This is a genomic window from Amycolatopsis sp. Hca4 (genome assembly GCF_013364075.1).
Lineage (GTDB): Bacteria > Actinomycetota > Actinomycetes > Mycobacteriales > Pseudonocardiaceae > Amycolatopsis.
In genome coordinates this window covers 4917002-4930622 of record NZ_CP054925.1, presented here as the reverse complement: position 1 = coordinate 4930622, position 13621 = coordinate 4917002, and the positions used below count along the sequence as shown (strand labels likewise).

9 protein-coding genes and 2 pseudogenes are annotated in these 13621 nt (G+C 73.3%); 8 read left to right on the top strand and 3 right to left on the bottom strand.

Going from position 1 to position 13621, the window contains the following annotated elements; all coding sequences use genetic code 11:
• The 3 genes and pseudogenes from HUT10_RS21430 to HUT10_RS21425 all read left to right on the top strand — a co-directional run bounded on the left by HUT10_RS21430 (position 1) and on the right by HUT10_RS21425 (position 4477).
• A complete protein-coding gene (locus HUT10_RS21430; RefSeq protein ID WP_176172860.1) occupies positions 1-1002 on the top strand; it encodes a C40 family peptidase in 1002 nt (333 codons plus the stop codon).
• 87 nt (positions 1003-1089) lie between these two features.
• Positions 1090-1653, top strand: a pseudogene (locus tag HUT10_RS51160) (hypothetical protein); the annotation flags it as partial.
• 2626 nt (positions 1654-4279) lie between these two features.
• On the top strand, positions 4280-4477 hold the full coding sequence (locus tag HUT10_RS21425) for a hypothetical protein (RefSeq protein WP_176172859.1): 198 nt from the start codon (positions 4280-4282) through the stop codon (positions 4475-4477).
• Here the strand turns inward: HUT10_RS21425 and HUT10_RS21420 are convergent.
• Positions 4474-5418, bottom strand: coding sequence for an AAA family ATPase (locus HUT10_RS21420; RefSeq protein ID WP_176172858.1), 945 nt, complete (start codon positions 5416-5418; stop codon positions 4474-4476). The genes HUT10_RS21425 and HUT10_RS21420 overlap by 4 nt on opposite strands.
• A gap of 130 nt (positions 5419-5548) precedes the next feature.
• On the opposite strand from HUT10_RS21420, the gene HUT10_RS21415 reads away from it, so the two are divergent.
• The 5 genes and pseudogenes from HUT10_RS21415 to HUT10_RS21395 all read left to right on the top strand — a co-directional run bounded on the left by HUT10_RS21415 (position 5549) and on the right by HUT10_RS21395 (position 10804).
• A complete protein-coding gene (locus tag HUT10_RS21415) occupies positions 5549-6955 on the top strand; it encodes an RNB domain-containing ribonuclease (protein WP_176172857.1) in 1407 nt (468 codons plus the stop codon).
• Positions 6952-7719 (top strand): helical backbone metal receptor, encoded by a 768-nt coding sequence (locus HUT10_RS21410; RefSeq protein WP_176172856.1) that lies wholly within the window; start codon positions 6952-6954, stop codon positions 7717-7719. Before HUT10_RS21415 ends, HUT10_RS21410 begins: the two co-directional genes overlap by 4 nt.
• 103 nt (positions 7720-7822) lie before the next feature.
• Positions 7823-8980, top strand: coding sequence for a serine hydrolase (locus tag HUT10_RS21405; protein ID WP_176172855.1), 1158 nt, complete (start codon positions 7823-7825; stop codon positions 8978-8980).
• A gap of 44 nt (positions 8981-9024) precedes the next feature.
• Complete coding sequence (locus HUT10_RS21400; protein WP_217709629.1) at positions 9025-10155, top strand: sensor histidine kinase; 1131 nt, start codon at positions 9025-9027, stop codon at positions 10153-10155.
• Positions 10152-10804 (top strand): annotated as a pseudogene (locus HUT10_RS21395) (response regulator). Before HUT10_RS21400 ends, HUT10_RS21395 begins: the two are co-directional and overlap by 4 nt.
• Here the strand turns inward: HUT10_RS21395 and HUT10_RS21390 are convergent.
• The gene (locus HUT10_RS21390; protein WP_176172853.1) at positions 10801-12228 is read right to left on the bottom strand and encodes an aldehyde dehydrogenase family protein; all 1428 of its coding nucleotides are present in this window, start codon (positions 12226-12228) and stop codon (positions 10801-10803) included. The pseudogene HUT10_RS21395 and the gene HUT10_RS21390 sit on opposite strands and share 4 nt — an antisense overlap.
• The gene (gene gabT / locus HUT10_RS21385; protein ID WP_176172852.1) at positions 12225-13580 is read right to left on the bottom strand and encodes a 4-aminobutyrate--2-oxoglutarate transaminase; all 1356 of its coding nucleotides are present in this window, start codon (positions 13578-13580) and stop codon (positions 12225-12227) included. Before gabT ends, HUT10_RS21390 begins: the two co-directional genes overlap by 4 nt.
• Positions 13581-13621 lie beyond the last annotated feature (41 nt).

Sequence of the window (13621 nt, the reverse complement as noted above, 5' to 3'; positions counted from 1 at the left end):
GTGCGGCGCCTGGGGTTGTGGCTGGGGCTGGTCGTGTTCGTCGCGATCGGCGCACTGGTCGTGACCGCGGTCGCCGCGAAGGTCGTGATCGACAACCAGCAGGCGCAGGCCCGTGGCGTCAACCTGATGAGCTGCGACGCCTCGGTCGGGCCCACCCAGCCCGGCCAGGGCGACCGCGGCACGGTCGACGCGTCGAAGCTGGACGACGAGCAGCGCGGCATCGTCGCGCTGATCATCTCGCTCGGCAAGCAGCGGTCGCTGGCGCCGCGCGCGTGGCAGGTCGCGATCCAGGCCGGGATGACCGAGTCCGGGCTGCACAACCTGACCTACGGCGACCGCGACTCACTGGGCATCTTCCAGATGCGCCCGTCGATGGGCTGGGGCACGGTGGCCCAGGTCACCGACCCGACGTACGAGGTCAACAAGTTCTACGACGTGCTGCTGGCCGTCCCGGACTGGGAGAACAAGCGTCCGGGCGACGCGGCGCAGGCGGTGGAGCGCTCGGGCTTCCCGGACCGCTACCACAAGTGGGAGCCGATGGCGGCGACGCTGGTGGAGACGGTCGGCCAGGTCGTCGACGTCGTCGCCTGCGGCACCGGGCTGGGTGCGCTGCTGCCGCCGAGCCAGGCGGCGGGGCAGGCGATCAGTTTCGCGCTGGGCGAGCAGGGGAAGCCGTATGTGTGGGGTGCCACGGGACCCGATTCCTACGACTGTTCGGGCCTGATGCTGCGCGCGTACGAGTCGGCGGGGATCATCCTGCCGCGCGTCTCCCGCGACCAGTACCACGCCGGCGCGTACCTGCCGGTCCGGGACGCACAGCCCGGCGACCTGCTGTTCCTCGCCACCGACCCGTCGGACCCGTCGTCGATCCACCACGTGATGATGTACCTGGGGGACAACAAGATCGTCGAGGCGCAGCAGACCGGCGTCCCGGTGCACACCCGGGCCTTCTCGTTCGACGAGCGCGAACTGGTGCCGCAGGCGGTCCGCCCCGGCGTTTAGCATGGGTTGCGAGGCCTGACACCGATCGCACCGACGTCGCGGCCGCTTCCACGAGCAGGTGGCCGCGTACTGGCAGAGGATGAGCACGTGGGACGCAAATTCGGCAGGAGGGGCAAGCCGGGACCGGGCGAGCCCCGAGACCCGGCGGCGCTGTTCGGCGCGCCTCAGCCGCCCCGGCAGAGCGCCCGTCCCGTGTCGAGCACCCCGCTGGCCGACCAGCTGGCGCAGGGCTACCCGGGGGTGGACGCGGGGTACGTGGTGCTCCCGCGTTCGCTGGCGGAGGGCATGTCGCTGCCGTGGCAGCACCAGATGGCGGCGCTGCTGGCCCAGTTCCACGCGGAGCACGCGGGGCTGGCGTGGCCGATCTACCGGGTGGTGCCATCGAGGTACGAGAAGCTGGCGGACCTCGACGAGGAACAGCTGGCGGAGGCGGGCTACCTGGTCGAGATGGACGCGGACGGCGAGATGGTCTACCGCGAGCGCAGCGGCCGGAAGGTAGCGGACCCGGAGAACACCTCGGTCCTGGTGTCGTGCCTGGACCCGATCCCGAAGCCGGCGGCCCGCCAGGCGCCCCCGACGGCGGCTTCGCCGTCGGCGCCGGCACCGATGAACATCGGTCCGGCACCGGTGTGGCGGACGGTGCCCCAGCCACCGCCGGGGCCGTGGGGTCCGGTCTCGCCTCCTTCACCTCCCGTGGAGCCGGAGTGGTCGGTGACGGCGGAGTCGGACTTGCCGGGATCGGTGAGGGCGCCATCGTCACCTCGCCATGCGGCACCTGAGCCGACGGTGGGGGCACGCCCGGAGGCCCTCGCCTCGCCATCGGCCGGACCGGAGCGGAGGGAGGCCGAAGCTGGGGTATCGATCGACCGCCCGAACCAGCCGACGGGCGTTGCTTCGGTACTGCCTGATTTGGGCTCTGACCAGCTGGGAGTCGCTGAACCGGCTCCGCGGGAGCCGGACCCGGCTGCGGCAGCTTCGGAAGGCCGCCCAGCTCCGGGCGAACCCGAGGCGCCGCCCCCGCTGCCAGCGGCTGCCCCCGTCGAGCCCTCGGTGGTGGAGGCCCGAACGGAGTCGACCGGGTCCAGCCCGGTTGCACCCGACTTCCAGTCGGGGCAGCCCAGCGTGCCGCGGGAAGTGCAGTCGGCTGTTCCGCAGCCGCAGCCGCAGCCGCAGCCGCAGCCGCAGCCGCAGCCGCAGCCGACCTCCGGCGATGCTCTGGCAGCGCCGGCCGGCCCACAGTCGCCGGTTACCGCCGAGCCGCAGCCGACCTCCGGCGATGCTCTGGCAGCGCCGGCCGGCCCACAGCCGCCGGCTACCACCCAGCCACAGCGGACCTCGGCCGAGGCCGCAGAGCCGAGCGCTGCCCCGGAAGCCCGTCAGCACATCGAGCCGCAAGCACCCGCCAGCGCAACCCAGCCGACACCCCCAACGGGCGGCGAGCACCGGCCGGCGGAGCCGCAACCACCAGCACCGGCCACCACACAGCACCCCACGCCACCGCAGGCGTCGCCGGATGCCGTTCCCCAGCCGGCTGCCACCTCCAGCGAGGCACCGCAGCCCCCAGCGGCCTCGGGCGACGCACCGCAGCCGCCCGCAGTTGCGGATGAGGCATCGCAGCCAGCGGCTCCCGGTGAGGCATCGCGCCTAGCCACAGCCCTGGACGAGGCACCGCAGCCGCCCACGGCGCCGGGCGAAGCATCGCAGCAGCCCCCGGTTTCGGCTGGAGCATCGCGCCTAGCTGGTGAGGTTCCGCAGCCGGGCGTGGCCCCGGGCGAAGGATCACATCCGCCCGCGGTCCCGGGCGAAGCGGCACAGCCACCTGCGGTTTCGGGCGACGCACCGCAGCCTGCGGTCACAGTCGCATTGCCCCAGCCGCCCGCGGTCCCGGGCGAAGCCGCGCCGCCCGCAATATTGGGCGAAGGGCCGCTGCCACCTGCGGTTTCAGGTGAGGCAGCGCTGCCGCGTGCGGTTTCGGGGGAGGCAGCACAGCCGTCCGCGGAGTCCGGCGAAGCGCCCCAGCCTACGGGTTCGGGCGAGGCGGCACCGCCTGCGGTTTCGAGCGAAGCGCCGCTGCCACCTGTGGCTTCGGGCGAGGCAGCACAGCCGCTCGCGGTTCCTGGCGAAGCCCCCCAGCCTGCGGTTTCCGGCGAAGCGACTCAGCCACCTGCGGTTTCCGGCGAGCCGGCGCTCCCGCCTGGGGCTTCCGGCGAAGCGACCCAGCCACCTACCGTTTCCGGCGAGCCAGCGCTCCCGCCTGCGGCTCCCGGTGAAACGCCGCAGCCACTCGCGGCTTCGGGTAACGCTCCGCAGCAGTCGGCGGTCGCGGGGGATGAATCGGGATCGAGCTCGTCACAGGCGCAGCCTCCGATGAGTGGCTCCTCCCTGCCCCGGCCACCTTGGGGACCCGCCGGCTTGCCGGCTCCCAGCAACGGTCCCGGCCCCGTTCCCCCACACGGCAGCCATGCAGCACAGCCCACCGGACCGGCGCCTGTCCACGGCGGCGCACCCACACCGAGCACTGCACCCCCGCCGGGCACGACCCCGGCTCAGGGTCTTCCCCCCGTGCCAAGCACCCCGCAGTCGCCGAGCCCGGTTCTCAATCACCAGCCGGGCGTCGCAACCTCGCAGGGCGGGATTCCCGCCGCACCGACGCAGGGGCCGGCCTTCTCCCCGGCGACCTCCGGCGCGCCGGTAACCGGCCAAGGCCCGGCAGGCCCCTCAGCCGCACCCGGTGACCCCGCGCAAGGCGCGGCGGGTTCCCCCGCCGCACCCGCCCACGCCACCTCGCAAGGCGGTTCCCATGCCGCTCCGCCGCAGGGGCCAGCTGGTTCCCCGACTGCATCGAGCGCCCCCGCCCCAGCCACACCCACCGCTCCCGCGCAGGCCCCAGCCGCACCCGGCCACAGCTCCCAAAGCCCGGCCGCCCCTCGCTCCAAGCCCGTCTTCCCCGGCCCGGAATCCACCCCCCAGCCCTTCCCCGCCCGCCACGCAGCCCCGGCCCGCCCGGTCTTCCCCGGCCCCGGCACCATGCCCCCCGTCCCGCCCCCGGCCCCCAGCGCTCGCCCCGTCTTCCCCGGCCGGGACACCCCTCTCCCGCAGCCCAGCCGCCAAGAACCCGAGACCCCTCCCCGCGGTACCCCGCGCGGCTGGTTCGACGAGTTCACCGAACAAAAAGACCCCGAAGAACCGCAGGACTTCGGCCCCACCGGGCAGCCGACCGAAATCCCGTACCGCTACAAGCGCTGAAAATCGCGGCCGGGGGTGCGAACCTAGGTCCATGTCGAAAGATCCGAACCCGGACCAGGGGTGGTACTACAACACCCGCACCCACCAGGTCGAGCACCTCGAGCGCAGCCGCAGCGTCGATCTGCTCGGCCCCTACCCGGACGAGGCCACCGCCCGGCGCGCCCTCGACATCGCCAAGGAACGCACCAGGCAGGCCGACGCCGCCGACGCGTCTTGGAACGACGACTAGACCGTCAGCCGCGGGCTCAGCACGAACTCCGGGTCCACCTGCGCGGCGAGGTCGGCGCCCGCCCAGGCCGCCGCGTTGCGCAGGTGGAACTCGACCGCCTGGCGCTGGTAGCGGGCCCAATCGCGCTGTTCGCCGTCGACTGCCGCGCGCATCGAGGCCAGCGTCGAAAGGTTGATCGGCTCCAGCTCGGCGATCGGCCGGGCCTTCCCGCGCTCGGCCGCGCGCACGTGCCCTGACGCCGAAAGCCACCCCAGCAGCGCCGGCCCGACCTGGTCCTGCAGGAACTCGACGTCCTCCGCGTCCGTCACCTTGTTGCCCACCACCACGAGCCGCACGCCGAAGTCGCGGGCGTAGTCCGCGTACTGGCGGTACACCCCGACGCTCCGGACCGTCGGCTCGCACACCAGGAACGTCACGTCGAACCGGGTGAACAGCCCCGAGGCGAACGCGTCCGCGCCCGCCGTCATGTCCATCACGACGTACTCGCCGTCGACGTCGACCATGTGGTTCAGCAGCAGCTCCGCCGCTCCCACCTTCGAGTGGTAGCACTTGACGCCGAGGTCGTCCTCGTCGAACTGCCCCGTGACGCCCAGCCGGACGCCGCCCAGCTGCCGGAAGCACGCCGCGAACACCGGGTTGTCCTCGAACGGCCGGACCAGCCTCGACCCGCGGCCCGGCGGGGTCGTCTTGATCATCGACGCCGCGTCCGGGATCCGCGGGTTGTCGCCGCGCAGGTAGTCCTTGATCAGCGTCATGTTGTCGCCCAGCGTCGGCCAGGCGAGCGCTTCCTCCTCGGTCGCGCCGAGCGCCACCGCGAGGTGCTGGTTGATGTCGGCGTCGATGGCCAGCACCGGCAGGCCGGCGTCGGCGAGGTGCGCGACGAACAGCGACGAGAGCGTGGTCTTGCCGCTGCCGCCCTTGCCGACGAACGCGATCTTCACAGGAGAGACCCTTTCTGGGAATGAAGACGGTTTTCATTTCGACCCCAGAAAACGTACACCCGACCGGCCCGCGCCCGATCGGGCGATCTCCGGGCCCGGAGCGGGTTAGGGTTGGGGGGTGCCTCCCCTCGTGATCAGGACACACTCGGCGGGCGGGGACTTCGGCCCCCTGCGTGCCGAGTTTTCGCTGCCGGAGTCGTTCGGGCCCGAGGTGCTGGCCGAGGCGGAGGCGGCGGTCCTCGACCCGCTGGCCAGCGCCGGCCCCCGCGAGGACGCCACGGACCTGCCGCTGGTCACCATCGACCCGCCCGGCGCCAAGGACCTCGACCAGGCGATGGTCGTCGAGAAGACCGCGCACGGCTTCCGCGTGCACTACGCGATCGCCGACCTCGCCGCGTTCGTCCCGCCCGGCGGCGCGCTCGACCGCGAGTCGCGCCGCCGCGGGCAGACGCTCTACCTGCCCGACGGCAACGTCCCGCTGCACCCGCCGGTGCTCTCGGAGGGCGCGGCGAGCCTGCTGCCCGGCGAGGTCCGGCCCGCGGTGCTCTGGACCATCGAGACCGACGACGCCGGCGAGCCGACGGCCACCCGGGTGCGCCGCGCGCTGGTCCGGTCCACCGAGCAGTTCGACTACGAGACCGTGCAGGCCGCGCTCGACGCCGGGAACCCGCACCCGTCGGTGGCCGCGCTGCCCGAGCTGGGCAGGCGGCGGCGCGAGCTGGCCGTCCGGCGCGGCGCCGTCGAGCTGCAGCTGCCGGAGCAGGAGATCACCGGCGACCCGGACGGCGGCTGGGTGCTCGCCCGCCGCCCGCGCACCGCCGTCGACGCCTGGAACGCCGAGATCTCGCTGCTCACCGGCATGGCCGCGGCGCGGATCATGCTCGACGCGCGGATCGGCGTCCTGCGCACGCTGCCCGACCCGGAGCCCGAGGCGGTCGACTGGCTGCGCCGCTCGGCCGAGGCGCTGGGCATCCCGTGGGCGCCGGAGGCGACCGTTTCGGAGTTCCTGTCCAAACTGGACCCGGGCCAGCCGGCGTCGATGGCCCTCTACGCCGACACGACCCGGCTGCTGCGCGGCGCGGGCTACACGGCGTTCGACGGCGAGCTGCCGTCGCTGACGACGCACGCCGGCATCGGCGGCGCGTACGCGCACGTCACGGCGCCGATCCGGCGGCTGGTCGACCGGTTCGCGACGGAGATCTGCCTCGCCGTCTCGGCCGGCCGCGAGGTCCCGGAGTGGGTGCGCGCGGCGCTGGCGGACGTGCCGGAGCGGATGAGCGCGTCGGACACGCTCGCCGCGAAGGTCGAGCGGGCGTGCATCGACCAGGTCGAGGCCTGGGTGCTGGCCGAGCACGTCGGCGGCGAGTTCAGCGCGGTGGTGCTGCGCGCGGACGAGAACAAGGCGGAGATCCTGGTCGAGGACCCGACGGTGATGGCGAAGTGCGCGGGGGAGCGGCTGACCGCGGGGGAGCGGATCGCGGTCCGGCTGACCGCGGTCGACGCCGAAAAGCGGAAGGTGTCGTTCGAACGCGCATGACTCACCTCGTCGACGACCTCGGGGAGCCGGTGCCGCTGCCGGGACCGGCTTCGCGGGTGGTTTCGCTCGTCCCGTCGCTGACCGAAGCGGTCGAGGTCAGCGCGCCGGGGCGGTTGGCAGGCGCCACGGACTACTGCACCCACCCGTCCGCTTTGGACGTCCCGCGGGTGGGCGGCTCGAAGTACCCGAAGCTGGACCGGGTGCTCGACCTGGTGCCGGACCTGGTGCTGGCCAACGCGGAGGAGAACCGCCCGGAGGACGTGGAACGCCTGCGCGCCAACGGAATCCCGGTGTGGGTGATGGCCGCGGCGGCTTCGGTGCCCGCCGCGCTGGGCTCGCTGCGCCGGATCCTGACCCAGGCGTACGAGCTGGACGAGCCGGAGTGGCTGGTCGAGGCGGAGCAGGTCTGGCGCGAGGTCCGGCCGGTGCGGTTCCACGCGGTGGTCCCGGTGTGGCGCAAGCCGTGGATCGTCCTGGGCCGTGACACGTTCGCCGGGGACGTGCTGCGCCGGGTGGGCGTGGCGAACGTGTACGCGACGGCGGCGGAGCGTTACCCGCGGCCGGACGTGGAGGAGCTGCGGGCGCATCTGAGCTCGGCCGCGGACCTGCTGGTGCTGCCGGACGAGCCGTACCTGTTCACCGCCGAGGACGGGCCGGACCACTTCCCGGACGCGCGGTACGTCCTGGTCTCGGGCCGCCACCTCACGTGGTACGGACCGTCGCTGGTCGAGGCGCACGCGGCGCTGACGGAAGCACTGGACTAGTCCCTGAGAGTGAGCCGCGGAATCGCTCTCACCGGCGATCCGCCGCGCGGCGCGGAAAACCATGATCGAAGGCAGCACCGGAACCCACCGAGGAGCCTTCACCATGATCAAGCACGTCGCCGCTGCCCTGCTCGCCCTCGCGCTGGCGGGCACCGCCGCACCGGCGTTCGCCACGACTCCCGGCCACGCCTGCGTGGCCCGGAAACCCTTGGACACCACCGCACTCGAGCAGGCGATCAAGGGCCTGCCGAACGACGCCGTCAACGCGGCGCTGGTCCGCGCGACCGGCCCGGACGGCTGCTGGACGGGCACCGCCGGTGTCGCCGACCGCCGCACCGGGGCGCGGGTCGACCCGGACGCGCGGTTCCGGATCGGCAGCGTCACCAAGGTGTTCACCGCCGTCGTCGTGCTGCAGCTGGTCGCCGAGCAGCGCATCGCCCTGGACGGCACCGTGCAGGAATACCTGCCCGGCCTGCTGCCGGCCGGGTACCCCGCGGTGACCGTCCGGCAGCTGCTGGACTACACCAGTGGCCTGCCGAGCCCCGTCGTCGAGGACGACAGCATCGAATACGTGGTGGCGCACCGGTTCGACCGCTGGACGCCGGAGCAGTACGTGGCGGCGGCCTTCGCCAAGGGCACCAAGGAGTTCGAGCCCGGCACGGCGCAGCACTACCGCAACATCGGGTACATCGTCGCCGGGATGCTCGTCGAGAAGGTCACCGGACGCAGCTACGAAAGCCAGGTCCGGGACCGGATCGTGCGCCCGCTGCACCTGACCGGGACCACCGCGCCCGGCCACGACCCCGCGCTCCACGGTCCGCACGTGCACGGCTACCAGGTCATGACCGACGGCTCCGTCCAGGACGTGACGCGCTGGGACCAGTCGTTCGGCTGGGCCTCCAGCAGCATCGTCTCGACGACCCGGGACCTCGACGTCTTCACCGAGGCGCTGCTGGGCGGACGGCTCCTGCCGCCGCCGGTCCAGCCGGAGCTGTTCGCCGTGCCGCCGGTCCCGGACGTCTCCGGGAAGCCCGCGAGTTTCGGGGCCGGCCTCCAGCGGTTCAAGCTGCCCGGCGTCGGCGAGGTCTGGGGCAAGAGCGGTGGCTGGTACGGCTACCTCGCGGGGATCGGCGGCACACGCGACGGCCAGCGGCGGCTCGTCTACGGCCTGACCGCGAACGACGCCAAGAACGGCGACAACCCGACGCCGGTCACGCAGCAGATCGTCGCCGCCGGGATGACGCTGTCCGCGCGCGGATGACCGGGTGGGCCCCGGGAACTGAGGAGCGGGCAGGATCACGTCCTGTGTCCGCCTCGCCGGTTCTCCAACCCCTGACCCGCCGCCTGCGCGCGCTGCCCGCCGCGGGTGTCGACGTGGCGCTGGCCGTGGGCGTGGCGGTGGCCGGGCTGTGGCCGTTCTTCTCCCGCACGAACCCGGCTGGCGGCCCGTGGCACGCGTGGGGTGTCGTCGTCGTGCTGGCGGCGGCCGGAGTCCTGGGGTGGCGGCGGCGGTTCCCGGTCGCGGTGCTGCTGTCCGGCCTGGTGGGCGCCTGGGCCTACGACTTCGCCGGGAACGTCCCGGCCCAGCCGGTCTGGTACGGCGTGCTGATCGCGCTCTACACGGTCGCGGTGCGGTCGGCGCCGTGGCCGCGGGTCGCCGCCCTGGCGGTCACGGTCGGCGGAAGCCTGCTCACAGCGTCGTCGGAAACGGCGTTGCGCAGCGGGATCCTGTTCGTCGCCGCCTACGCCATCGGCCGGGTCGCGGTGGCGTCCCGCGAGCGGGCCGAGTGGCTGGAGCGCGAGCGGCTCGCCGAAGCCGCACGGGCGGCGGAACGGGAACGCGCCCGGATCGCGCGGGACATGCACGACATCCTGTCCCACGCGGTCAGCCTCATGGTCGTGCAGGCAGAGGCGGGCCCGGTGGCGCTGCCCGGCGATCCGGCCCGCGCCGAGGCGGCCTTCGACGCGATCGCGTCGGCGGGGCGGGACGCGATGGCCCAGCTGCGCCGGATGCTCGCCGTGCTCAAGACCGACGACGGCTCGCCCGCCCCGCAGCCGACGCTCGCGGACCTGCCGCTGCTGGTGTCGGGTGCGTCCGGAGCGGGGACGGACATCGCTTTCTCGGTCTCCGGGGAGCCGGGCGAGCTCATGCCGGACGCCGAGGTCGCCGCGTACCGCATCACCCAGGAAGCTCTCACCAACATCGTCAAGCACGCGGACGCCCGGCACGCCGGGGTCCGCCTCGACTGGCAGGACGGCACCTTGACCCTCGAGATCACCGACGACGGCCGCGGCGGTCCCGCCACCGGCACCGGTGGGCACGGCCTCATCGGCATCCGCGAACGCGCCACCGCGTGCGGCGCCGAGGTGACGGCCGGGCCGCGCCCGGACGGCCCGGGGTTCCGCGTCCGGGCGCGGTTCGGGGCGCGGGCATGACCGTGCGGGTGGTCGTCGCGGACGACCAGGAGCTGGTGCGCGCCGGGTTCGCGATGATCTTGGGCGCGCAGCCCGACATCGAGGTCGTCGCGGAGGCGGCGGACGGTGCCGAGGCGGTCGACGCGGTCCGCGTCCACGCGCCGGACGTGCTGCTGCTCGACATCCGGATGCCCCGGATGGACGGCATCGAGGCGGCGAAGATCGTCTGCGCGTCGACGTCCTGCCAGGTGCTGATGCTCACGACGTTCGACCAGGACGATTACGTGTACGAAGCGTTGCGGGCGGGCGCGAGCGGCTTCCTGCTCAAGGACGTCCGCCGCGACGACCTGGTGCAGGCGGTCCGGGTGGTCGCGGCCGGGACGCCCTGCTGGCGCCCTCGGTGACCCGGCGGCTGATCGCGCAGTACACGGCCCGCCCGGCGGTCCCGGCCCCGCAGCGGCTCGCGGAGCTGACGGCGCGGGAACGGCAGACACTGGCGATGCTCGCGCGCGGGCTGTCGAACGCGGAGATCGCCGCGGAGCTGGTGGTCAGCGAGCACACGGTGAAGACGCACGTGAGCAACCTGCTGAGCAAGCTGGGCCTGCGAGACCGGGTCCAGGCGGTGATCGTCGCCTACGAAACCGGCCTCGCAGTCCCCGGCCTCGCCTAGAGCGTCAATCCCGTCAGGACCGTGACGCGCTCCTCGGTGAAGTCCGCCATCGCCGCCGCCGGGCCTTCGCGGCCGACGCCCGAGTCCTTCACCCCGCCGTACGGCATCTGGTCCGCCCGGAAGCTCGGCACGTCCCCGACGATCACGCCGCCCACCTTCAACGCCGCCGACACCTCGAACGCCGTCGGGACGTCACGCGTGAACACACCCGCCTGCAACCCGAAACGCGACGCGTTGATCCGCGCGACACCGTCGGCCACCGAGGACACCCGGACCAGCGAAACCACCGGGCCGAACACCTCCTCGGCCATCACCGACGCGTCTTCCGGCACGTCCGCCAGCACCGTCGGCTCGACCGTGGCTCCCGACCGGCCGCCGCCGGTCAGCACCCGTGCGCCGGAAGAAACCGCGGCGGAAACCCACGATTCCACTCGTGTGGCGGCGTCCAGGTTGATCAACGGGCCGACGTCGACACCGTCGGCGCGCGGGTCACCCACCCCCAAAGCACGCACCTGCGAAACCACTTTCGAGGCCAGAGCGTCGTAAACGGAGTCGTGGACGTACACCCGCTGCACCGAAATGCACGACTGCCCGGCCTGGTACATCCCGAACGTCGCGATCCGCTGGGCCGCGAAGTCCAGGTCCGGCCAATCCGGACAGACGAGCACCGCGCCGTTGCCGCCCAGCTCCAGTGCCACGTGCTTGCGGGGCACGCGGTCGCGGATCGCCCAGCCCACCGGGACCGAGCCGGTGAACGACACCACCGGCAGCCGCGGGTCCTCGACCAGCTTCGACGACGTCTCGTTGTCCACCGGCAGGATCGACCACGAGCCGGCCGGGAGACCGGCCGAAGCGAGGATTTCGCCCAGCAGCAACGCCGTCAGCGGCGTCGCCGGCGCGGGCTTGAGCACGATCGGCGCGCCCACCGCGATCGCCGGCGCCACCTTGTGCGCCACCAGGTTCAGCGGGAAGTTGAACGGCGTGATGCCCAGCACCGGCCCGCGCGGCACCCGCCGGACCAGGGCCAGCCGGCCGGTGCCGCCCGGGTCCGTGTCGAGCCGCTGGAGCTCGCCCGAGAAGCGGCGGGCCTCCTCGGCCGCCCAGCGGAACGTCGACACCGCGCGCCCCACCTCGCCGCGCGCCCACTTCAGCGGCTTGCCCGACTCCGCCGTGATCAAGGAAGCGATCTCTTCGGACCGCTCACCCAGCGATCGGGACACGTGGTCCAGCGCACCCGCGCGGACGTGCGCGGGCAGCGTCGCGAACTCGTCGGCGACGTCGGCCGCGGCCTGCACCGCCGCCTCGACGTCCGACTCCGACGGCACGAAGTGCGAACCGGCCTCGGAGCCGTCGAACGAGTGACGGACGACGGCGGTCGCGCCGCCGGTCACCGGCTTCCCGGCGACCCAGAACGGGAACGTCATGCGCGGGCCTCCGTCCGGACCGCGTGCTCCAGCACGGAGAGGCCCTCGTCGAGCAGGTCGTTGGACAGCGACAGCGGCGGCAGCAACCGGACGACGTTGCCGTAGGTGCCGCAGGTCAGCACCACGACCCCGGCGCGGTGGCAGGCGGCCGCCACGCGCTTGGTGAGATCGGCGTCGGGCTCGGACGTGCCGGGGCGGACGAATTCCGCGGCCAGCATCGCGCCGCGCCCGCGGACGTCGCCGATCACCCCGGTTTCGGCAGCCAGTGCCCGCAGCCGCGGCAGCACGACGCCTTCGATGCGCTTGGCCGAGGCCGCGAGGTCCTCGGTCTTCATCGTCTCGATCGAGCCGAGCGCGGCGGCGCACGCGATCGGGTTGCCGCCGTACGTGCCGCCGAGGCCGCCCGGCGGGACCGCGTCGAGCAGCTCGGCGCGGCCGGTGACCGCGGACAGCGGCAGGCCGCCGGCGATGCCCTTGGCCGTCGCGATCAGGTCCGGGACGACGTCCTCGTCGGTGGAGGCGAACCAGGCACCGGTGCGGCAGAACCCGGTCTGGACCTCGTCGGCGACGTACACGACGCCGTTTTCGCGGCACCAGGCCGCGATCGCGGGCAGGAAGCCGCGCGCGGGCTCGATGAAGCCGCCTTCGCCCTGGATCGGTTCGAGCACGACCGCCGCGACCTGGTCGCCGCCGATCTGCTTCTCGATCCGGTCGATGGCCAGCGCGGCAGCTTCCGGGCCGGACAGGCCGTCGCGGAACGGGTACGAGCCCGGCACCCGGTAGATCTCGGGCGCGAAGGGGCCGAAGCCGTGCTTGTAGGGGATGGACTTCGCGGTCATGCCCATCGTCAGGTTGGTGCGGCCGTGGTAGGCGTGGTCGAACACGACGACGGCCTGACGTCCGGTTGCCGTGCGCGCGATCTTCACGGCGTTCTCGACGGCTTCGGCGCCGGAGTTGAACAGCACCGACTTCTTCGCGTGGTCGCCAGGGGTCAGCTCGGCCAGTGCCTCGCAGACCTCGACGTACCCCTCGTACGGCGTGACCATGAAGCAGGTGTGGGTGAACCAGCAGGCCTGCTTGCGGACGCGGTCGACGACGGCGGGCGCGGAGTGCCCGACGTTGGTCACCGCGATGCCGGAGCCGAAGTCGATCAGCACGTTGCCGTCGGCGTCGGTGAGCAGGCCGCCGCTGGCGGAGGTGACGTAGACGGGCAGCACCGAGCTGACCCCGGCGGCGACGGCGCCGGCGCGGCGCTGCTGCAGCTCGCGCGAGACGGGGCCGGGTATCTCGGTCTGCAGCCTGCGCTGGCGGGGCGCCGGGGCCTGCGGCCCGGCGGTGGTGCTTGCGGTCACGGCGTGCTCCTGGGAAGTCGGTGGACGTCCTCAGGATGAGT

Coding starts and splice junctions, on each gene's coding strand:
- HUT10_RS21425 (WP_176172859.1), top strand. CDS start 4,280: ATGTCGAAAGATCCGAACCCGGACCAGGGGTGGTACTACAACACCCGC.
- HUT10_RS21410 (WP_176172856.1), top strand. CDS start 6,952: ATGACTCACCTCGTCGACGACCTCGGGGAGCCGGTGCCGCTGCCGGGA.
- HUT10_RS21405 (WP_176172855.1), top strand. CDS start 7,823: ATGATCAAGCACGTCGCCGCTGCCCTGCTCGCCCTCGCGCTGGCGGGC.
- HUT10_RS21390 (WP_176172853.1), bottom strand. CDS start 12,228: ATGACGTTCCCGTTCTGGGTCGCCGGGAAGCCGGTGACCGGCGGCGCG.